The 21,204-nt window shown below is 35.4% G+C and carries 24 protein-coding genes; 5 read left to right on the plus strand and 19 right to left on the minus strand.

Going from position 1 to position 21,204, the window contains the following annotated elements:
- The first annotated feature begins 282 nt into the window (after positions 1 to 282).
- Positions 283 to 747 (plus strand): RDD family protein, encoded by a 465-nt coding sequence (locus ABYK18_RS03385; protein ID WP_373035220.1) that lies wholly within the window; start codon positions 283 to 285, stop codon positions 745 to 747.
- Positions 748 to 1,071: 324 nt separating this feature from the next.
- On the opposite strand, the gene ABYK18_RS03390 is transcribed toward ABYK18_RS03385, so the two are convergent.
- From ABYK18_RS03390 to mnmG, 5 genes are all read right to left on the minus strand, one after another.
- Complete coding sequence (locus tag ABYK18_RS03390) at positions 1,072 to 2,016, minus strand: c-type cytochrome (protein ID WP_373035222.1); 945 nt, start codon at positions 2,014 to 2,016, stop codon at positions 1,072 to 1,074.
- A 10-nt stretch (positions 2,017 to 2,026) separates the two neighbouring features.
- On the minus strand, positions 2,027 to 3,244 hold the full coding sequence (locus ABYK18_RS03395; protein WP_373035223.1) for a cytochrome bc complex cytochrome b subunit: 1,218 nt from the start codon (positions 3,242 to 3,244) through the stop codon (positions 2,027 to 2,029).
- 15 nt (positions 3,245 to 3,259) lie between these two features.
- Positions 3,260 to 3,763, minus strand: coding sequence for a ubiquinol-cytochrome c reductase iron-sulfur subunit (petA, locus tag ABYK18_RS03400; RefSeq protein ID WP_373035224.1), 504 nt, complete (start codon positions 3,761 to 3,763; stop codon positions 3,260 to 3,262).
- 88 nt (positions 3,764 to 3,851) lie between these two features.
- The gene (locus tag ABYK18_RS03405) at positions 3,852 to 4,718 is read right to left on the minus strand and encodes a hypothetical protein (protein WP_373035225.1); all 867 of its coding nucleotides are present in this window, start codon (positions 4,716 to 4,718) and stop codon (positions 3,852 to 3,854) included.
- Positions 4,718 to 6,595, minus strand: a complete 1,878-nt coding sequence (gene mnmG / locus ABYK18_RS03410) for a tRNA uridine-5-carboxymethylaminomethyl(34) synthesis enzyme MnmG (RefSeq protein WP_373035226.1) — start codon at positions 6,593 to 6,595, stop codon at positions 4,718 to 4,720. Before mnmG ends, ABYK18_RS03405 begins: the two co-directional genes overlap by 1 nt.
- Before the next feature lie 142 nt (positions 6,596 to 6,737).
- Here mnmG and ABYK18_RS03415 point away from each other — a divergent pair, with 142 nt between their 5' ends.
- The 4 genes from ABYK18_RS03415 to ABYK18_RS03430 all read left to right on the plus strand — a co-directional run bounded on the left by ABYK18_RS03415 (position 6,738) and on the right by ABYK18_RS03430 (position 10,526).
- Positions 6,738 to 6,923: a hypothetical protein gene (locus ABYK18_RS03415; protein ID WP_373035227.1), complete on the plus strand. Its 186-nt coding sequence runs from the start codon at positions 6,738 to 6,740 to the stop codon at positions 6,921 to 6,923.
- 1 nt (position 6,924) lies between these two features.
- Positions 6,925 to 7,611 carry a tetratricopeptide repeat protein gene (locus ABYK18_RS03420; RefSeq protein ID WP_373035228.1) on the plus strand — a complete coding sequence of 229 codons (687 nt, stop codon included), beginning with the start codon at positions 6,925 to 6,927 and terminating at the stop codon, positions 7,609 to 7,611.
- A 9-nt stretch (positions 7,612 to 7,620) separates the two neighbouring features.
- Positions 7,621 to 8,250, plus strand: a complete 630-nt coding sequence (gene ribE, locus ABYK18_RS03425; RefSeq protein WP_373035229.1) for a riboflavin synthase — start codon at positions 7,621 to 7,623, stop codon at positions 8,248 to 8,250.
- A gap of 62 nt (positions 8,251 to 8,312) precedes the next feature.
- Complete coding sequence (locus ABYK18_RS03430) at positions 8,313 to 10,526, plus strand: methyl-accepting chemotaxis protein (RefSeq protein WP_373035230.1); 2,214 nt, start codon at positions 8,313 to 8,315, stop codon at positions 10,524 to 10,526.
- Here ABYK18_RS03430 and ABYK18_RS03435 read toward each other — a convergent pair.
- The 14 genes from ABYK18_RS03435 to ABYK18_RS03500 all read right to left on the minus strand — a co-directional run bounded on the left by ABYK18_RS03435 (position 10,502) and on the right by ABYK18_RS03500 (position 21,204).
- Entirely contained in the window at positions 10,502 to 11,269 is a 768-nt protein-coding gene (locus tag ABYK18_RS03435; RefSeq protein ID WP_373035231.1) for a tRNA (5-methylaminomethyl-2-thiouridine)(34)-methyltransferase MnmD, read from the minus strand. The two genes, ABYK18_RS03430 and ABYK18_RS03435, sit on opposite strands and share 25 nt — an antisense overlap.
- Before the next feature lie 12 nt (positions 11,270 to 11,281).
- A complete protein-coding gene (locus ABYK18_RS03440; RefSeq protein WP_373035232.1) occupies positions 11,282 to 11,728 on the minus strand; it encodes a hypothetical protein in 447 nt (148 codons plus the stop codon).
- 1 nt (position 11,729) lies between these two features.
- Positions 11,730 to 12,032, minus strand: coding sequence for a hypothetical protein (locus tag ABYK18_RS03445; protein WP_373035233.1), 303 nt, complete (start codon positions 12,030 to 12,032; stop codon positions 11,730 to 11,732).
- Positions 12,033 to 12,539: an S-ribosylhomocysteine lyase gene (luxS, locus tag ABYK18_RS03450; RefSeq protein ID WP_373035234.1), complete on the minus strand. Its 507-nt coding sequence runs from the start codon at positions 12,537 to 12,539 to the stop codon at positions 12,033 to 12,035.
- 242 nt (positions 12,540 to 12,781) lie between these two features.
- A complete protein-coding gene (locus ABYK18_RS03455) occupies positions 12,782 to 13,738 on the minus strand; it encodes a thiamine pyrophosphate-dependent enzyme (RefSeq protein WP_373035235.1) in 957 nt (318 codons plus the stop codon).
- Positions 13,739 to 13,747: 9 nt separating this feature from the next.
- A complete protein-coding gene (locus ABYK18_RS03460) occupies positions 13,748 to 14,971 on the minus strand; it encodes a 2-oxoacid:ferredoxin oxidoreductase subunit alpha (RefSeq protein WP_373035236.1) in 1,224 nt (407 codons plus the stop codon).
- A 2-nt stretch (positions 14,972 to 14,973) separates the two neighbouring features.
- Entirely contained in the window at positions 14,974 to 15,366 is a 393-nt protein-coding gene (locus ABYK18_RS03465; protein ID WP_373035237.1) for a 4Fe-4S dicluster-binding protein, read from the minus strand.
- A gap of 10 nt (positions 15,367 to 15,376) precedes the next feature.
- The gene (locus ABYK18_RS03470) at positions 15,377 to 15,934 is read right to left on the minus strand and encodes a pyruvate flavodoxin oxidoreductase subunit gamma (RefSeq protein WP_373035238.1); all 558 of its coding nucleotides are present in this window, start codon (positions 15,932 to 15,934) and stop codon (positions 15,377 to 15,379) included.
- A 96-nt stretch (positions 15,935 to 16,030) separates the two neighbouring features.
- The gene (locus tag ABYK18_RS03475) at positions 16,031 to 16,687 is read right to left on the minus strand and encodes an HAD family hydrolase (protein ID WP_373035239.1); all 657 of its coding nucleotides are present in this window, start codon (positions 16,685 to 16,687) and stop codon (positions 16,031 to 16,033) included.
- Positions 16,684 to 18,183: a peptide-binding protein gene (locus tag ABYK18_RS03480; RefSeq protein ID WP_373035240.1), complete on the minus strand. Its 1,500-nt coding sequence runs from the start codon at positions 18,181 to 18,183 to the stop codon at positions 16,684 to 16,686. The genes ABYK18_RS03475 and ABYK18_RS03480 overlap by 4 nt, the downstream gene beginning before the upstream one ends.
- A gap of 9 nt (positions 18,184 to 18,192) precedes the next feature.
- Positions 18,193 to 19,572: a hypothetical protein gene (locus tag ABYK18_RS03485; RefSeq protein WP_373035241.1), complete on the minus strand. Its 1,380-nt coding sequence runs from the start codon at positions 19,570 to 19,572 to the stop codon at positions 18,193 to 18,195.
- Positions 19,573 to 19,695: 123 nt separating this feature from the next.
- Positions 19,696 to 20,085 (minus strand): 30S ribosomal protein S9, encoded by a 390-nt coding sequence (gene rpsI / locus ABYK18_RS03490; protein WP_294960784.1) that lies wholly within the window; start codon positions 20,083 to 20,085, stop codon positions 19,696 to 19,698.
- Positions 20,086 to 20,095: 10 nt separating this feature from the next.
- Positions 20,096 to 20,518: a 50S ribosomal protein L13 gene (rplM, locus tag ABYK18_RS03495; protein ID WP_373035242.1), complete on the minus strand. Its 423-nt coding sequence runs from the start codon at positions 20,516 to 20,518 to the stop codon at positions 20,096 to 20,098.
- An 83-nt stretch (positions 20,519 to 20,601) separates the two neighbouring features.
- Complete coding sequence (locus ABYK18_RS03500) at positions 20,602 to 21,204, minus strand: LysE family translocator (RefSeq protein WP_373035243.1); 603 nt, start codon at positions 21,202 to 21,204, stop codon at positions 20,602 to 20,604.

The raw sequence follows: 21,204 nt of genomic DNA on the forward strand, positions 1-21,204 counted from the left end.
ATTCTCCTGTTTTTTTTAAATGTTATCACCTTGTAGAAGTGATAGCAGAGTAACAGAAGCTGTTATTCCACTATCACTTCTCAGTGTGTGATACATTTTGAGACCACATATTGTACAAAGGTAATTTTTAAATTAAGTTTAAACCATCTCTTTTATTAGCTATTTGTTTACTTTTGGGACGTAACAGCGCAAATTTGGTTATTTTTACTGACATTTAGTAGAAAAACTTATATAAAGCTTTATAAACAAACAACAAAGTAATTATCTGTTATAATCCTACTTATGAGATTTAGAGATATAAAAAAACAGAAAAGACACACCAACGATGAACCAAAACCGAAATATGTTTATGCAAGCTATGTGGATAGAATAAAGGCATTTGTTACTGATATGTTTATGATATATGCACCTATACTATATATAACAGCATATTTGATTTTGGATGGTAAAGATGATTTTCAATCTTCTAGTATTGCTCCTTTTATAGACGCTGCATTGTATGGATTGATTTATGCATTTTTTTTAAGTAAGTTTGGACAGACTCCGGGCAAAAAAGCTTATGATATAAAAGTTGTAAACGACAAAACAGGAGAACATATAAGCTTTTTCAAATCACTCTTTAGATTTGTAACATTCTTATTTACAGCTAGCACACTTTTAGGACTTTTGCTTCCATTCTACAGAAGAGACAAAAAAGCTCTGCATGATATATTGTCTGGTACTATAGTTGTAGTTGAAAAGAAATAAATTTTATTGCAAATATTGTTTACATTATATATATAAGCTATAAGCTTTAAATAACTTGTTAATAAAAAAGATGCTTTGCTAGAATAATGTAATTTATGTACTTACTCTAGTGCAAATACTATAGAAAAATTTCAGATGATTTATTAAGAAGAAGTTATTATTGAAAGTCTTCACTCGCAGTAAAAAATTTGGCAAAAAAAAAGGCCAAGACAAAAAGTCCCAGCCCTTGAAAATTCTAAACATTAATCCGCCTCTAAAAGAAGCAAGCTTCAGTCGCCTCAGCGGCGCAAGCGAGATAAAGGAACGAGTTCCTTTATCGGACTATTAATGTAAGTCTCTCCATACTTGTTTTTTCCAAAGAAGTGCAAAAATAGCGAAGATAACGATATAAATCATTACATTCATACCAATTGCTTCTCTTTCGTGACGCTTAGTATCACCAGCATCTTTCATATACTCAATAACTTTAGCAGCAGTATCTGCAGTTACACCAACACGTGGCATAGCAGTACCGGCTAAGTGGTTTTGAGGGTTTTCTATTAGAGTAGATATAAACTGCTCATTTCTTGAACGAATATACATACTTAGATCTGGTGGTAATTTACCCATATAAGCTTTTAAAGAATCTTGATAATCCATAACTTTAATGTCAAAAGCCAGTCCGTCTTTTTCATGCTTAAATTTAGGCTTAGTACCAATTTGAGTCCAGTTTTCATAACCAACAGCATGACATCTACCACAAGCATTTTCAAATGCAATCTTTGGTGTTACATCAGAAGGACTGATAGCGATAGACTGTAAATATGCTACCATATCTGCAATCTCTTGGTCTATATCTCCACCCATTCCGTAAAATGCCACCATCGGGTGCATTTGACCTTTTGCAGCATCAAACTTATGTTCAACTTTTAAAGCATGAGCAGGGTTTTTGATTAAGTCAGCTAAGAACTTAGCATCATAAATTGCACCGGCATTACTTAAATCAGGTGGATTAACACCATAACTTTGAGCTGCCATAACTGCATCCATCGGAGCAGGCATTCCAGCTTTTTCAATTGAGTGACAGCCGGCACAACCAGCATTCACAACTAAATCTTTACCGTTTGCAGCATTTCCTGTTTTTGTCATTGCAGGTAAATCTGCATATGCGAAGTTTTCGCTATCTACATGCTTGTGCATTACGTGGTGAGCATAAGGCTCAACCAGATAGTAAGTTACAAGTGTAAAGAATACTACAACTGCTAGTATTATTGGTTCTTTATTTTTCATTCTTTTGTCCTTATAACTTTTTTTCTTTTGCTGTTATGAATGGAAGCGCTATCCACTGAACAACAAATACTATTGCCGCGACTAAACCTATTTGGCTAAATATGCCTTCTGGCGGTAGTTTACCCATAGCTGTCAGAACAATCATATTAGAAAGCATTAACCAGAACCAAACTTTAAACATTGTACCACGACGATTTGCAGGAACAGTATTTGGGCTTCTATCTAAGAACGGTAAGAAAACAAAAATAACTTGCGCAAAACCAAACAGTGCTAAACCAAGGTCAACATTGAATGGACGTAAAATCTCATAAGACCATAAGAAATACCACTCAGGATAGATATGTGCAGGTGTTTTAAGACCATCTGCAGGGTCAAAGTTTACAGGGTCCATTGCAAAACCATAGTTATAAAATACTAAATAAAAGAAAAATATTAAATAAATTCCAACAACCATCATATCTTTAGACATGAAGTCATTTGCAAATCTCATAACTTTTGATCCAGCTTTGTCGCCATCTAAATACTTTTTAGATTCTGCATCAAAGTCAATCTCTTCACCATCTTGGTTATTAACGTGAGGAATACGTAGAGCTGCAAAGTGAAGCCCGATTAATCCTAAAATTGCTAAAGGAACAAGAAGTACATGAAGCATAAAGAAACGACCAAGAAATGCCTGAGCAGGAACATAATCCCCACGAATCCACTCAACAAGTCCATCCGCATGTAAAGAACCACCAGAGAATAGGTTAGTAATAACCATACCAGCCCAGTAAGACATTTGTCCCCACGGTAGCATATAACCAGAAAATGCTTCAGTTGAAAATGCAATAAATAAAAGCATTCCTGAAATCCAAATCATCTCACGACCCTTCTTGTAAGAACCGTAGTATATACCTGTAAACATGTGAATATAAATAATCAAGAAAACAACAGATGCCGCAACACCGTGAATATGTCTCCACAACCAACCAAAATCAACTTCTCTCATAATAGTGTAGTTTACACTATAGAATGCTTCATCAACTGTAGGTACGTAGTACATTAGTAAAAATATACCGGAAACTACAAGTAGAGCGAAAGTGATTACAAGAACCATCCCCATTGCCCATAAGAAGTTAATATTTTTCGGAATCCAATACTCCGAAGCCATTACTTTTTCTACTTTTTCAACTGCCAATCGTTGGTTTAACCAATCTTTAACACTTGTCGCTTTTGTAAAATGTGCCATTTATCCTCCCCTTTTTTATAGCGTTACGCCATTATCTTTCATAGCTTGCCACTCAGGACCAACTTCACCAAGAACTAACTTATTTCCATCAATTTTAAAAGGAGGTATATCGAAACCACGTGGTGGTGGTACTTTTTTCACTAAACCAGATGCTTCAAACTGACCACCGTGACAAGCACATAAGAAATCGCCCTCATCTTTCCTAAATGCTGGAATACAGCCTAAGTGTGTACAAAGACCAATAGCGACCATAAAGTTGTCATTACCAACTTTAATGTTTCTAGCTTCAGCTGCTGCATTACCCTTTTCTTTTTCCATTACTGCTGCAGATTTCTTCAAAACAAAGATAGGTTTCCCTCTCCATTTTTCAGTAACCATTATACCTTCTTCATATATACTCATATCTAAAGTCGTAAAACCTGCTTCTTTCACGCTTGGTAATGGATCCCAACTTTTTTTCATTGCAACCAATGAACCTACTGCACCTACTGCCGCTACGGCACCAAATGCTTTCCCCATAAAACCTCTACGGCTATTATTTTCCATATCTGCTCACTTTAGTGTGAATTTTAAAGTCCTGATTGTACACTAAATTAGTTTTAATTATTTATAAATTTAAGTTTTCTTTTATAAAATTTCTCAATTTCTCACTATTATGTTCCACTTTGTAATACTCGTGCTTTTCAAGGCTTTGTAATATTGTCAGAAGTTGCCTATTTTCGTAGTTTTGCACGATTGGAACATTAAGTTTCTTAAATAATTCTTGAAAATCTTTAGGATAATCTTTTCTCTGAATAAAAATCGGTTTACCGCCTGATGCCATGTTTTCTAAAGCAGCTTGAGGAGATGCAGTTATTAAAACTTTTGATTTTTTTATAACATCATCATACTCTTCAAACTCATGATTATTCGGAAATCTACCTTTGAGCATATCTTCGTAATCAAAAAAGTAGTAAAAGCCAAGAAGTAAATCGGGATTCAAGCCATCCAAAAGTGAAAAGTGTTTTTCTAATTGTTTATCATAATCATCATCTCCGAAAAAGAATGATAATTCTATAGTTTTTTCTTCTTTTTCGAAATATTTGTCATCTACTACAACTAATTCACAAATATCAGCTCCATTTAAGTATGGTGATATCAAGAACTCGTTTTTTTCTTTTTTATCATCTATCTTATCACTTATTCTTATAAAACTAGAAAAATAATTTCTCATATCTTCAAGCATTATTGGATTAGCTTCATCTGAATCAAAAATAATCTTATCACCATTTTGTGATATTTGTGGAATATTTCTTACAACATCGATTCCTACACTTTTTTCTACTCCAAATTCAGAAGCTATTTGTGCGATACGAAAATCTGAACATAATAGAGTAATATCAATGCCTTTTAAAAGACGTATTATTGTACAAGCTCTTCTAAATCTATCCAGACCTATTCTATGTCCTGTATGTACGTAATAATATATCCCCATTATTTATTTCTCTTACTTGCCATTCTGATATATATATGTAGTATCTCAATTGCTGCGGGTGTGATTCCGCTTATTTGCATCGCAGCTTGAAGTGTTGGAGGATTAAAGGCTTCCAATTTTTCCACTATTTCTTTAGATAAACCGCTTACCTGTCTAAAATCAAAATCTTCAGGTATAGAAACTTTAAGATATTTTTTCATCCTTTCAATCTCTTCACTCTGCTTGTCTATATAACGGGCATACTTGCCTTCTACTAATATCTCTTCTTTTATGTAGTCGTCATATTTATCTAACTCTGGAACTATTTTTATCATTTTATCTACATCAAAACTTTTTCTGGCAACAAGTTGTTGCGCTGTAGATATATCTTTAATTGGAACTTCACCCATTGATTCTAGAAGTGCTATAAACTCTTTGTTTGGAGTAAACTTTGTCTCTTCTAATAACAACGCACCTTCTTTAATCTGTTTATCTTTTAATTTTACGCTCTCATAAAACTCATCACTAATCAGTCCAAGCTCATGCCCATAATGGCTAAGCCTTGTATCTGCTGATTCTTCACGAAGAAGAAGTCTATACTCTGCACGAGATGTAAACATTCTGTAGGGCTCTTTTGTCCCTTTTGTAACAAGATCGTCAATAAGAACACCGATATATGCCTCATCACGTCTTAAAACAAGAGGTTCTTTTCCCTGCAGAGATAACGATGCATTGATACCTGCCATCAAGCCTTGTGCCGCTGCTTCTTCATAACCTGTTGTTCCGTTTATCTGCCCGGCCAAATACAAACCTTTGATTTTTTTAGTCTCTAAAGAGTGTCTTAGTTCACGCGGATCTACAAAATCATACTCTATTGCATATCCGTAACGAACAATCTTTGCATTTTCCATCCCATTAACGGAATGAATCATCTGCTGTTGAACTTCTGGCGGAAGGGACGTAGACATACCGTTGATATAACACTCTGTATTATCCATAGTTTGCGGTTCTATAAAGAGATGATGTCTATCTTTATCACGAAAACGGTTTACCTTATCTTCTATACTCGGGCAGTATCTTGGCCCCGTACCTTCGATTTGTCCTGTAAATAACGGCGCTCGATAAAAATTAGACTCTATTATGTCATGAGTGTTTTGATTTGTATAAGCTATGAAACACGGAATCTGTTTTTTAGTCTCTCTAAACTCTTTTCGGTTTGTCCTAAAACTAAACGGACTCGGGACTTCATCACCACCCTGCTCTTCCATGACTGAAAAATCAATTGATGAACTGTCAATTCTCGCACAAGTTCCTGTTTTCAGTCTTCCTATTTCAAATCCGCACTCTTTTAAAGAGTTACTAAGACCTATACTGGTCTGCTCACCGAAACGGCCGCCTTCTTGCTGAATCTCTCCTATATGAATTACGCCTTTTAAAAATGTCCCGCTTGTAATAATTACTCTTTTGGCTCCATATTCATTTAAAAGATTAGTCTTGACACCCTTTACTTCATTATTTTCAATAATCAAAGAGTCTGCCATCTCTTGAACCAAATCAAGGTTTGGAGTGTTTAGTATTTTATTTCTGGCGATGACTCTGTACCTGTCCATATCAATCTGTGCACGGCTACCGCGAACTGCAGGACCTTTTGTCTGATTTAAAATTCTAAACTGTATACCTGCGGCATCTGTTATAAGACCCATCTCACCGCCAAGAGCATCCAGTTCACGTACCAGATGTCCCTTAGCCAGACCACCGATTGCAGGGTTACAACTTGTAGCACCTACATTTTCAGCAAGCATTGAGATCATAAGGGTTTTATTACCCATTCTAGCAGAAGAAAGTGCTGCTTCAACGCCGGCATGCCCCCCTCCAATAATTATTACATCATAATTCATATATTATTCCTACTATTTATGCTTCTTTACTGAAGCTTCGCCTTTTGCGAGAAAAAAAATTTCGATTTTTAATTTAGCGGAATTTTATCATTTTTAAGTATCATTTGCATAATATATATAGAATTACTTGAGGTTTTTCAAAATGAGTGAAGATAAAAAAGATTTATTTAAAGATTATGTTCCCGAAGTCGTAGAATTTGATGAAAATATTGATGGAAGTGATGAGCACAAACACAGAGAAGATCATCTAAATACCAAAGAAGACTTACTTAAAGAGATCACAAAAGCTAAAGAGGAGAGACGATTTAACAAAAAATCGTATAGATAACATGATAAAAAAAGCACATGAAGCTTACAACAGCGGTGATTTTGAAACTGCTTTTGAGCTATATACACAACTAGCTTCCAAAACAGATGCAGATGCACTGACATCTTTGGGCTACATGTACCAAAATGCTCAAGGCTGTGAAAAAGATGATAAAAAAGCACTGGAATGCTACGAAAAAGCAGCCGAACTTAAACAACCCTACGCACTCTTTAACTTGGCGATTCTTTACATGAACGGTTTAGGCGGAGTAGAACATGACCAGTTTAAGGCACATGACCTTCACATGGAAGCAGCCGTAAGAGAAGTTCCTCCCGCAATGTATGAAGTTGCACTAATGCTAGAGAGAGGTCTTGGATGCATTCAAAACTATTCTGAGGCTGCTTTTTGGTATGAAGAGGGAGCTAAAAGAGGTCATCTTGAGAGCTTTAATAACCTCGGTGTTCTTTATAAAGAGGGTCACGGAGTAGTTCAAGATGAAGCCAGATGCTTTATATGTTTTTCAAAAGCTGCTGATGGCGGTTTAGCTGAAGGTCTTTACAATCTAGGCCAACTTTACGATCAAGGTTTCGGATGTGAACAAGATCACGACAAAGCACTTGATTTATGTAGAAAAGCCGCCTACAAAGGTCATGCAAAAGCTAAAGAGATAATCAAAGGCTTACAAGAAGATGGCAAGATTGTCTTCTAAAGGAATAATATGTTTACAGGTCTTATAAGAGAAGTCGCAACGGTTAAAGGTTTCTCAGGAAGCGAACTGAGTATAAAATCAAAACATAAAGCAAAACTAGGTGACTCCATAGCAATCAACGGTGCATGCTTAAGCGTTGTCAAAGTTTTAAATGATGGATTTAGTGTAGAACTCTCTCCTGAATCTCAAAAACTGCTTGCAATAGAAAACTATAAAAATGAAGTTCATATTGAGCCGGCAATGATGATGGGTGACAGATTTGAGGGACATATTGTTCAAGGGCACATAGATGCAATAGGCACTATAAAAGATATAAAAAACAACGGTAACTCTTTTGATGTTTTCATAAGCATCGATAAAAAATTTATCCCATATATTGTGCCAAAAGGCTCCATAACCATTGACGGTGTCAGCCTTACAGTCAATGATGTAGCAGCAGACAGTTTCAGGCTTACCATCATACCAATCACGATGAGAGAAACACTTTTTAAAAGATATAAAAAAGGATCAAAGGTAAATGTTGAGACAGATATGTTTGCAAGATATGTATCTCACATAATTTCACATCAAAGCAAAGCTTCTTCAGAAAAAAACACTCTTACATGGGATGCAGTAGATTCAATTTCAGCTAGATATTAAAAATATTGATTTTATTTTAATTTTGATATACTAAATTAAATTTAATTAAACAGGTACCTGAAATGAACCTAAATAAAACGATATTTTTTCTCATAGCTCTCTCTTTTTCTCTTTTTGCAAAACCGGTTACTCCGGATGCCGACACAGCTTTAAAATACAATGTTAAACTTTTAACTACAAAACAAGCTTATGAAAAGCAAAAAAACGGTGCCGTTTTTGTGGACACCAGAAAAGTTCCAGAGTATGCAATTGAACATATTTATGGTGCAATTTCTGCCTATTACGATGAAAAAGGCGGCAATGAAAATAAAACCATTGATTTTGACAACGCTAATGACACTTACCACAACTCAAGACTACCTGCTGACAAACAAACCAATCTGATTTTCTACTGTAACGGCGTAAAATGTTGGAAATCATATAAAGCTGCGGTTACTTCCGCAAAAGACGGTTATACAAATGTATACTGGTTGAAAAGCGGTATCGGTCAGTGGAAAAAAGATGGATTTAAAATAGACGGAATCAATATTACTGCAAAAGAGGATCTTAAAGAAGTAGAAAATGATGTGTCAACGCATGTAACAATCAGAGTTATACTTGCCGTATTGATTTTTATCGCTCTGTTTTTTATATTCAAAATTCTAATCAACAAAAAAGATCTTCTAATTTCTAAAAAATTGTTAAGCAATATTTTTGTTGTGACAATAAGTATGGTTGTCCTTGGATATTTTTCACTGAATGCTTCTAATGACGGCAAAGCAGCAATTAATATGATTTATGAAGAAAATTTCAAACCGCACAATGAACTGCTTCATGCCATAAATGATTTCAACTCTATCTCTAACAATCTTTCTAATTCTCTTACGGGACTGATAGCTTTTGAAGGTGCAAGAATTGCCTTAGAACAAACAAGAAAAAACATGCAGGAAGTCATAAAAAGTGTACAAGATAGTTCATTTTATGCAGACGAAGATATAAAAAAATCTTTTGATATAATTATTGATGAGTATAAAAATTCTACCGACCTTCTTGAGCAGCTCAAAGTTGCTTATACAAAAGAAGACAAAGAGACTTTGAATAAAATAGCCTCAAACGAATGGGCATTATCAAGTGCTATAATCAACAAACAATTCAATATAATAGAACAAAAGATAAATGTAAAAATCCTAAATATTTACAACAATACTTCATCAAATCTGCAAAAAACATTTTATGACATACTGATTTTAATTATATTTTTTGTATTAGTATCAACAATACTAAACCTTCGTCTTTACAGTTTTATCAAAACATCAATCAACACGATACGCGATAATATAGTATCAACGCTTGAATCATTAGACCTATCAAAAGAGAGCATACAATATAAAAATCAAGATGAACTCGGAGAAGTCTCAAATGCATTTACAAAACTACTCAAGGAGGTTCAAGAAGTTTTAAATGAGGCAAAAGGCTCATCACAGAGAAATAATGAGCATACAAAAGATATGAGAAGTAATGCAGCATCTATAAGCGACGGTGCACAACATGAATTTACATTAGTTCATGAGACGAAAGATATGAGTGATGAAATGGGTGAGAAACTTCTTACTACTACACAAAATGTCGAAAAGACTCAAGAAGTTACCACTCAAGCAGAAGACAACCTGCAAGAACTTCAGGCTAATATTTTAGACATAGTAGACAAAATTCAAGAAAATGCGCAGGTCGAAGAAGAGATTGCAAATCATCTAAATCAACTAACAAATGACGCTCAATCGGTAAAAGATGTTCTTGGACTAATTGAAGATATTGCTGATAAAACAAATCTTTTAGCTCTTAATGCTGCTATTGAAGCTGCAAGAGCAGGAGAACATGGACGCGGTTTTGCCGTTGTTGCAGACGAAGTTCGTAAACTGGCAGAGAGTACACAAAAAGGTGTCGGAGAGATAAATGCAACCATAAGTGTTATCACTCAGTCAATTATGGATGCCAGCAATCAAATGAATAGTAATGTTGAAAAAACAAGAACTCTGAGTGATAATTCAGAACTTATGAGAGATAAACTTCAATATACAAAAGATATAATCACCAGTACGGCAGATTTGGCTTCTTCTTCTCTTTCAAGTACCAAAGATGTTCAAGACAAGGCTCAGGTGATTCTAAAAAATATAGAAGAGATAGACATTATCGTTAAAAACAACAAAGAAAATGCTTCAAATATTTCAGGTAGTTCCGATGAGCTGTATGCAATCAGTCAAACACTGAAAACTCAACTCGATAAGTTTAAAACCTGATCCGTCAGCGGTTTTGCATCAGGATTGCAGGATATTTTATGCTTCATGTCTACGGGTTCAAAATATTTTAAACTGACTTGAGATGCGACAGTAGCATTTCTGATTTCCTCTGCGGTGTTTACATAGATGTTAAAATCATTTTTAAACAGTGCAAGTCTGGTAGCCAAAGCAATTGAGTAAGTAGTTAGCAGCCCATCTTTTTTCATAGCTTTTTTTATGTCGGTAAAATACTCCTGTGTCCAAAGAGTCGGATTTGAACTAGGAGAAAATGCATCTTGATAAACTATTTCGAATTTATTCTCAAATCTACGTACATATTCTCTCGCATCTCCTAAATATATCTCTATATAAAAATTCTCATCACTATAAACTCCGTTTTCGCTTAACTCAAAAATAATGTGTTTAAATTCATCAAACTCTTGCGGGTATATGAAGCTTTTAAGAGAAGAGACTAGAGATGCATCTAACTCGGGAGAATAGATGTTAAGTTTTGAACTAAAAGAGTTTTGTTTGTAGTAATACAGCGTCGCAAGTGTGTTAAAGCCTAGACCGTAACAAATGTCCAAGATATTAATCTCTGGTAAATCTTTTTTGATTTTAAAAGCGGGGATAACATGTTTTAAGAGAGACTCTTTGAGTGCACCGTCTTTTGTGGAGTGATAATGCTCATCATACTCTTTTGAAAATGCCGTGTATGTTCCATCTTCACTCAGAGTCATTGTATGAAGTTCATCGTTAAACATCAGTTTTACCCACTACAGCCCGTTACCCCACATATGCATTTTCTTGCCCATTATCAAATCATATCCTTCTACGATATCTATCTCATTTGGAGCACGAAACTCAAACTCTTCTAAAAGAGCTTTTGTTGCCTCAATATCCATGACACCTTTTTTCTCCATTATGATTATATTAGCAGTGTTTGCCAGAGTTAGATATGCTAACTTTAAAATCATATTCGGATTTTCATGTTTGCTAAAAACATCTTTTATAATAACCATGTCATGATCTCTTGGCATCGCACGAAAAGGTTGTGAAAAGTTAAGATTGTCTTCGTTGTAGATGGCAATGTTTAATTTACCCTCTACACCTTCAAGCAATGAAGAAAGTGCAGTAGTTATCTTATCTTCGCATGTGCACACTTGCAGATAGTGATTGCCCGGAAGAGGATTGAAAAGCTGTAAAAATTGTTGTAAATCCATCTTAATAAGCTAGATCGTGCAGCTCTTTAAATAGATATGCTTCCACAATATCATCTATGCTTCTTTGAGTATGGGCAACTAAAACCATCATGTTCTGCTCCATAAACGGCCAAACATATTCATTGTCATTTGCTACAACGACACACTCGCTAAACTTTTCAAAGCTATCTTTATCTGCAGAATGACTTACCTCTACCAATTGACCATTTTCTATAAGCATCTGTGACCAAATCTTCACATCTTCTAGTTTTGTTAGACGAGCTTCTTGGACGTCATCACTATCCATTGGCAATAATATGTACATCTATTTTTCTACTTTTGATAAATCCAAAGCTAAAGCGTCATTGTCCATAATATCAATGTCTTTACGAAGTACATTGCTTGCTATTTCTTTAGCATCTGCAAGCGAATGCATCTTGTAAGTCCCACACTGGTACACATTTAATTCAGGAATATCTTTTTGTTCTTTAACTTCTAAGATATCTTTCATAGATGCTTCCCAGGCTTGAGCTACCACTTCTTCATCAGGTTTTCCAAGAACGCTCATATAAAAACCTGTTCTACAGCCCATTGGTGATACATCGATAATTTCAGTATCTTTAGAGTTTAAATGATCTCTCATGAAACCCGCAAAAAGATGCTCTAAAGTATGAATTCCCTCAGGTGAAAGAGTCTCTTCATTTGGTTTAACGAAACGCAGGTCAAAAACTGTGATGTCATCTCCACTTGGAGTTTTCATTCCCTTGGCTTTACGAACTGCAGGAGCAGGCATGATAGTGTGGTCAACTGTGAAAGAGTCTAATAGCGGCATATGGTAATTTCCTTAGTTTGTTTAATAATTATATTTGATGTATTGTAGCTAATTTTGATTTAAATTTATTGAAGTTGAAAAGGTAAAAAATCTAAAAAGTTTTAGATTTCTAAAGAAACATTTTTGCTTTGCAAAAAACGATTCTCTTGTTTTGGTGTAGATTGTGTTTAACTCAGACTAAGACTAGGCTATAAGCCTGCCGTATCTGAGTTGGACGCAAGATGCGCCGAAGCTAGAAGTTTTTAAACGCGAGCTTCTTCACGTCTTTGTAGATATGCCCAGTTAGCATCTACACGCTCTTGCCACTCTTTAATCAAGTATTTGTACTCATCTTTAAATAAGTGCTTGAAACGCCCTTGTGCTGCTAAATACTCTTCAACAGGAACAACATTTTTAGGACGGTAAGTAATATTAAACTCTTTACCGTTAATAACTTCATATAGTGGGAACACTAATGAATCAGTTGCAAGGTCTGCTAAGTGCATAGTATCTTTAGGGTCGAATTTCCACTCAGTAGTACAAGGTGAAACTGCATTTATAAATACCGCACCTTCAGTTGCAAAACCTGTTTGGATTTTTTTAACCATATCTTTCCATTTATTTGGAGAAACTTGAGCAGCATACGGAATATTATGAGCAGCCATAATACCCATCATGTCTTTCTTGTTCATTTTTTCACCGTAAGAAATGCTACCGGCAGGTGAAGTAGTTGCACTTGAACCTATAGGTGTAGAACTTGAACGCTGTCCACCTGTATTTGCATATACTTCATTGTCAAGAACAACATACATCATGTTATGGTTTCTTTCCATACAGCCTGAAATCCACTGAAAACCGATGTCATAAGATGCACCGTCTCCACCAAAAGCCACAAACTTAGGATTACGTTCAGGTTGCTTTAGGCGACCTTTTGTTTTAAGTGCATTATACATTGCTTCAGCACCTGCAACTGCAGTTGAAGAGTTTTCAAAACCAATGTGAATCCAAGAAGCGTCCCAAGATGTATATGGATAAACTGCCGTACAAACTTCTAAACAACCAGTTGATGCTGCTAAAACTAAATCATCGTTTGTTGCATTTAAAACTTCACGAACAATAATAGAGTGTGCACAACCAGGGCATAAAAGGTTTGCACCTTCAAAACGATCTGCCGATGTCGAAAACTCTTTTAAATTTTTAATTTTTTTCATTTCACTCATTGTAACTTCCTATAAATACGCTAGTTTCGGTCCGCGAACACCGATAAACTGTTGTTGTTGAGTAGTTAATTTACCAGCATCAGCATTTGCCTGAAGCTCATTGTAAAGATCTACTAAGTGTGCTTTAGTTAAATCACGACCACCTAAACCATAGATATATCCAGAAAGTAATACTTTTGAATCTGTATTAAATAGTGAGGCAGCAACTTCATTAAACATTGCACCTGCTGCACCATTTGGTGATGAACGGTCAAGAACTGCAACAGCTTTAATATCTTTAAGTGCCGCACGTACTTCCATAAAAGGGAATGGACGGATTACACGTAAACCTACTACACCGGCTTTTATACCTTTAGCTCTCATCTCACCTGCAACTTCACGAGCTGTTTCAACAGATGTACCCATACAAAATACTGCAACATCTGCATCGTCCATATCATAACACTCAACTTGGTTATATTTACGGCCACTAAGTTTTTCAAAAGCTGCGAATACTTCGTCAATCTTTGATGGAACTTTTGTCATAAGGTCATTGTGTTGACGAGCTTTGTGCTCAAAATGCCAATCTTCTTCTGTTTGAACACCGTGAGTTACAGGATGCTCAAAATCAAGCATATCGTTCATCGGTTTATATTGACCAACAAAACCGTATGCCGCATCATCAGTTAATGTGTTCACACCTTGTGCAGTGTGAGACGTCATGAAACCGTCTTGATTTACAACAGCCGGAAGTCTAACATCATGGTCTTCACTAACTTTAAAAGCTATAAAGTTTAAGTCATACGCTTCTTGCGGGCAGAAAGCGTCAAACTGAATCCATCCACTGTCACGACATAAGTACATATCAGAGTGGTCACCATTAACATTTAGCGGTGCAGCAAGAGCACGATTTACTATGTTTAAAACGATTGGTAAACGCATTCCTGATGCTTGGTAAAGTGTCTCAACCATAAGTGCAAGACCTTGAGAAGACGTAGCAGTTGCAACACGCCCACCAGCCGCAGCAGCACCTATACATCCAGACATTGCTGCATGCTCTGACTCAACCATTACAAATTCACCCTCAACATAGTTGTCTGATTTGAATTTTGCATATCCTTCAACAATAGGTGTTGAGGGAGTAATAGGGTAAGCAGATACAACATCCACTTGAGCTTGTCTTAGAGCTTGTGCAGCTGCAAAGTTTCCATCCCAAACTTCGATATCTTTTAATTCCATTTTATCAAATGCCATTATTATTTCTCCTCATCTTTTGCGGGCCACGAAGCAATCTCTGCTTCTTCTTCTGCTTGTTCTGGGAACATTAGAAGTGATTTAGGGTTTGTAGGACAAACTTCAACACAAATTCCGCAACCTTTACAGTGATCCATGTCTACACCAATCATTTTTTTATCTCTTGAGATAATTGAAACATCCGGACAATAAATCCAACAAAATTGACAATCAATACAGTAGTCTTTGTTAAAGACAGGCTTGATTAGTCTCCAGTCAGCAACACTTGCCGTATAAGAACTGTTCTCTGAATAAGTACGGTCTTCCTGTCTTGTCCCAGCAATATCATCTATTTTTCCATTGAAAGTACGAAGCATTGCTCCAATTTCAAATTCATCCCATCCTTTTTTTGCCATCATTAATCCCTTATTTCACTTCGTCATAAGCTCGTTGAATTGCAATCATATTGGCATCAACGATTTTTTGTGGTAATTTTTTAAGAATTCTCTTCATGCTATCTTTAAAAAACTCTATATCATACATCTCTGAAACTTTCATAAATGCACCAAGCATCGGTGTATTTGGAATAGGACGACCTATAGTCTCATTTGCAATTGTTATACAATCTACAGTGTAAACATCTTTACCTTCTAACTTTGGTTGAGCCTTAACAAGCTCTTCTCTGGTTAGATGAGTAGTAATAATATATTTTGTAGTATCTTTGTGATTAATTGTAACATCACTTGTATACACCAGTGCAGGATCTATTACAAAAACAAAATCCGGCTCCATATATTTTTCATGATTCATAATCATACTGTCATCAACACGATTATATGCTGTCATCGCAGCCCCACGCTTAGCAGAGCCATAAAATGCAAATGCTTGCACATGCTTACCAGTTGTAGAAATAACATCTGCTAAACCTTTTGCTCCTGTTACAGCACCTTGGCCAGCACGACTATGCCATCTAATTTCTAGCATAAATTCTCCTTCTTTTTAATAAGAATCTTCAGTTCTAATTTACTGTATTTTAGGGAAGTTGCTCTTAAAAATAGCTTCAAGGTTTAGAGTTTGCTACTAAGTAAAGGAAATGTGTGATATTTTCCTGTTTCTGAGGTACTTAATCGCTTCTAATGCGTCACTAAATATAACATCACTGTGCTTTTTTAGAATATCACAGCTGTCATATCCGCTTAAAACACCTATGGAATTTACTCCTGCATTTTGCGCAGATATCAAATCCAGTTTTGTATCGCCTATCATCCAGATTTCTTTATTGTCTGCATCCAGTTTTTCCAGTGCTCTTAAAATCGGCTCGGCATGCGGTTTCGGATTTTGCACATCTTCTCTGCCTATTAATACCTTAAAGTATTTCATCAGTTCAAAATGCTCCATCAGTACCTTAGAATACTTTCCTGTTTTTGTAGTCACAATACCTAAAGTTGCAAACTCATTTGCCGCAATAACCGCTTCTTTTGCGTTAAGAAGCAGAGTTGTTCTCTTTGTAGATATTACTCGGTAATACTCTTTGTATGTGTGCACATAATCCCAAACAACATCTTCATCTACACCTAACTCTCTGTACATTACATCGAGCGGATAGCCTATCAAAGCAGTTATCTCTTCATCTTTTGGATTTGGATAATCGTGAACTTTAAAAGAATGATGGAAAGTCTCAAGTATTGCGTCCGTAGAGTCTATCAGCGTTCCGTCTAAATCAAATAATATTATCAATCTTTTTCCCACTCTATGTAGTTATGCCAGATGCCGCTAAGGCTGGGCTTTACGTTTTTAATGTTTTTGTTTACGGTCGTGATGGAATTCGGAATATACAAAAACAGATACGGATTATCGTCCACAATTATCTTAAACATCTCTCGCCATAACTTTGATAGTTTTTCTCTGTCAATGATGCTTTGTGATTTTTCTATCATCTTGTCTATTTTTGGATTTTTATAACCTACAAGATTAAAACCGCCTTTTTTATCATTGTCGCTGTGCCAAAAAAGATACGGGTCCGGAGTAGGAGACAAGCCCCATCCCAAAAGTACGCTGTCAAATTTGTTTGGAAATACGACCATGTTTAAAAATGCTTGCCATTCCATAACGCGCAGAGTTACTATTACTCCCGCTTTTTTCAACTGATGCTGAAGTATCTGAGCGGCGTACGGTCTGATGGCACTAGAGTTTGAAGTGACTATCTCAAAGGCAAAAGGATTTTTCTCATCATAACCTGCTTCTTTTAAAAGTTTTTTAGCTTTTTGTATGTTTTGAGTCGGTGCTTTTACATCCGGGTTGAATGCTTTTGTCCTTGGAAGAAAAGGTCCCGTACATACTTTTGCATGTTTGAAGAACAAAATATTTACAATCTCCTGCCTGTCTATAGCGAGGGAGAGAGCCTCTCTTACTTTTGGGTTTTTAAACTTATCACGCCTTAGGTTGAATCCAAGGTAAGTATATGAGTGAGAAATATCTTCATAAATATTAAACTTACTAAAAAAGTAAGGATTTAATTGTCTCTCATACTGCATAGGTTCAATTGATCCGACATCCAAAGCAGCAGATTTTAGCATCAAAAAACGTGTCATCGGATCGGCAATAACATGAAATGATATTTTATCAATCTTTGCCCTTCCCTCAAAGTAATTGTCAAAGGCTACAAGTATTATATTTTTTGAATGCTCCAATTGATAAAGTTTATACGCTCCCGTTCCTATAGGATTTGTGTTGAACTTTGAGTTCATCAGATTTTTTTCATCCCTCAGAACATGTTCGGGAAGTATCCCCATCATCCAAGTTTCTAAAGCTTTAAAATAAGGATGTTTGTATTTTACTTTTAACGTGTAATCATCTATAGCTTCAACACTCTGCACAAATCTGAACTCTGAACTGTATGGAGATACAATCTTTGGCGATATGAGTGTTTTGTAAGTGAAAAGAACATCCTTTGCAGTGAACTTCTCTCCATCATGCCAAGTGACGTTTTTATGTAGTTTAAAAATCAGTGTCGTGTCATTTTCATAGTAAAACTCTTTTGCAAGATCACCGATTATAGTCGAAGAGTCTTTATCAAACTTAACAAGCCCGTTAAATAAAAAACCTGCTATCTCGGATGAACTTGAATCTGTTGCAAGCAGAGGGTTCAACCTTGATGGATTTGCAGAAGTTGCAAGATGCAGTGTTGTTGCAAAAAGATTTAATGATAAAAAAAGCAGTAGTAATAATCTCATCTTAGTCTCTTACTTTATCTCTTTGTCATTAACGGTTAGTTTTGATTTATTTAGTTTTATCTCAAAAACAAGTTTGTTGCCATCTTCTTTTGCCAATGAGTTGGCTACTGCAGTTACAGGGGCCTCTTTGTTTATAAGCATATATAACTCTTTTGAAATTTTGATTGTAGAAGAAAGGTTTATACTGTCTGTCAATGACTTGGAAGAACTTTTCAGTTTTTTCGCCAGATTGGCATCTTCATTTAAGACAACTCTTGCCATCACACTAAAGCCCTCTATTGCTTTTTTATCTTTTCGAGCTATTTTATTAATTGACAAATCAGCGACACTAAAAGATAATCCTTTTGATAATAACTTTATAATTGTCGCTTGAAATTTTTGTTCAAATTCTGCAGAATTATTAGTGTTTGTTTGAGAGGTCAGCTTTATAAATTCTTCATATGAATCTTTATCTATTGCCTCTAGTGAGATGTCGTAGTTAAATCCGGATGCGATTATATTTATACCTGAAGAGTTGATTTTGAACTCTTCCAGTGAACTTTTTGTGTAAAGTTCCGCTTTATTGCCCTGTGTGTTTGAAGAAATATTAACTTTCATATTATTCAATTCAGCTTCTAGTTTATCACTATTGCTTTTTGAAACTGATATCAACATTGATTTCATAGCTGCACTTGCTGCATAGGTACTTTGTGATTCAAAAGTAGAAGCAGATGTTAAATCATGCATTTCCAAAACAATATTTTCACCGGACTTGTTAATGTTTATAATTATATTAGAGATGCCAGTTTGTAAATTCCTTGGTGCAATTAAAGAACCTTCTCCGTAATAAGTTGAATTTAGAAGTTTAAAAGTCATTTTTGTTCCGTTGTCAAACATATACGCTTCATCTATATTTTTGATGTAGCCGTTAAAAAGTTCATCATCCATATAGTAATTTATGTGATACAAAATACCTTTACTTTTAAGTAACTTGTCAATATAAATATAAAAATTAATGTCCTCTTTCCTAAGTTCACTCGTCATCTTTGTAGGCAAAGACAGAGGGTAAATATCTACCAAAACCTTAGAACTAAATGGAAAGTTACTGTATTGTATATCTACACCTACAGTTGCGCCAGACATTATTGAGTCTGATATATGAGGTATTTTAGCATCTGAATTTTGATTGATGTAGCTTATAAATTTGGATGCATCTGAAAGTAAAAACTCATAATGCTTTTTTGTACTGAGATAGGTTGAATCTGTTTTATCATTTTTTAGCTCTAAACCGTTTGATGTCAAAAGCTCTATTCCATCTTTTAAAACTTTATCGGCAACCTTGTTTCCCAATATAGGAAGAAGTGCTATGACTCCAATAATTACCGCAAGAACTAAAAGAAATTTTTTCATAAACATACCTTATCAATTAATAAAGGTCATTATATATAAATAAGTTTAATAGATTATCTTTTGTTGAAGATTGAGAAAGATTTTACCAAGACAAAATGTCTTGATAAAAAGTTGTAAAAGTGATTAACGTTTAGAGAATTGGCGAGAACGACGAGCTTTACGCTTACCTGGTTTCTTACGCTCAACAACACGTGAATCACGAGTCATCATACCCTCTGGTTTAAGGATAGCTTTAATCGCTGGATCAAATGCAACTAGTGCACGAGAGATACCATGACGAAGTGCGTCAGCTTGACCACCGAAACCACCACCTAAAGTAGTAGCAACGATATCAACTGAAGTATCTTGTTTAGAAAGAACTAACGGTTGTTTAACACGAAGTTTCTTAGCTTCAAGTCCACCTAACCATGCGTCTAAAGAAAGACCGTTGATTGTGATGTTACCAGTACCTGGAGTTAACCATACTTTTGCTATCGACGCTTTACGACGACCTGTTGCATAAATTTTTGCCATGTGGTTATCCTTACTTAGCTAGTTGTGCAGTGTGAGGGTGTTGGTCACCTGCATAAATTTTTAATTTTTTAAGCATTTTAGCACCAAGCTTAGTTTTAGGAAGCATACCGCGAGTAGCTAATTTGTATAGTTTCTCAGGGTTTTTCTCTAAAAGCTCAGTCATTTTAACACTCTTAGTACTACCGAAGTAACCTGAGTGAGAAAAATATTCTTTATTTGCTACTTTACCAAGACCGTTAAATTTAGCCTTAGAAGCGTTGATGATAACTACGAAGTCACCACAGTCAATATTAGGAGTCCAACAAGGTTTATTTTTACCACGAAGTATAGTAGCTACTTCTGTAATCATACGACCAAATGTTTTACCTTCAGCATCAATCAAAATCCATTTTTGATCGATTTGTTCTGGAGTTGCAATTTGTGTAAATTTCATTCAAGAACCTTTCGTTTAATTTAAGTGACGGAAGTATAACCATATAAACTTATAAATAGCTTAATTTATGGTTTATTTAAGGTTTATCCTATCAGCTTTATAAGCATTACTGCACCAAAACCAAAAAGGATAAGAGCAGATGCTACACTTATGTAATGTGAAACGTTTTGAGAGAGCTTATGCTTGGTCTTATGCACTAAAAACGGCATAAGCGTTATCCAGAGTAAAATTGCACTAAGCATTCCAAAAAGAGTGATGTAAGGGTCAAGCCCTTTGCCTGCTACATATCCTGAGACACTCAGCCAAAAACCTACAGTATAAGGATTTATAAATGTCAGAGCATAACCCTTTATATAGAGTCTGGCATAACTGCTCTCTTTTACTTTTTCTTTTGGTGTAGCAAATTTCGCATCTCTGTTTTTAAAAATAGCATATGCCAGGTAGATTAAAAAAACTCCGCCGAATAAAGAGAGAAAATTTAAAATATATGGCTGATTAAAAAATGCTATAAGTCCAAAGATTATTAAAAACAAGTAGGTAATATCGGCACTCATTGCTCCAAAACCTATAAGTACACCGTTTTTATATTTTTTAACGGCCTCGTTCATTATAAGTATATTGATAGGACCAAGAGGGACAGCAGCACCCATACCCAACAAAAAGCCTTCCATGTATGAGATAAGCAT

The sequence above is a fragment of the Sulfurimonas sp. genome, from assembly GCF_041563495.1.
In the GTDB taxonomy this organism is placed as follows: domain Bacteria; phylum Campylobacterota; class Campylobacteria; order Campylobacterales; family Sulfurimonadaceae; genus Sulfurimonas.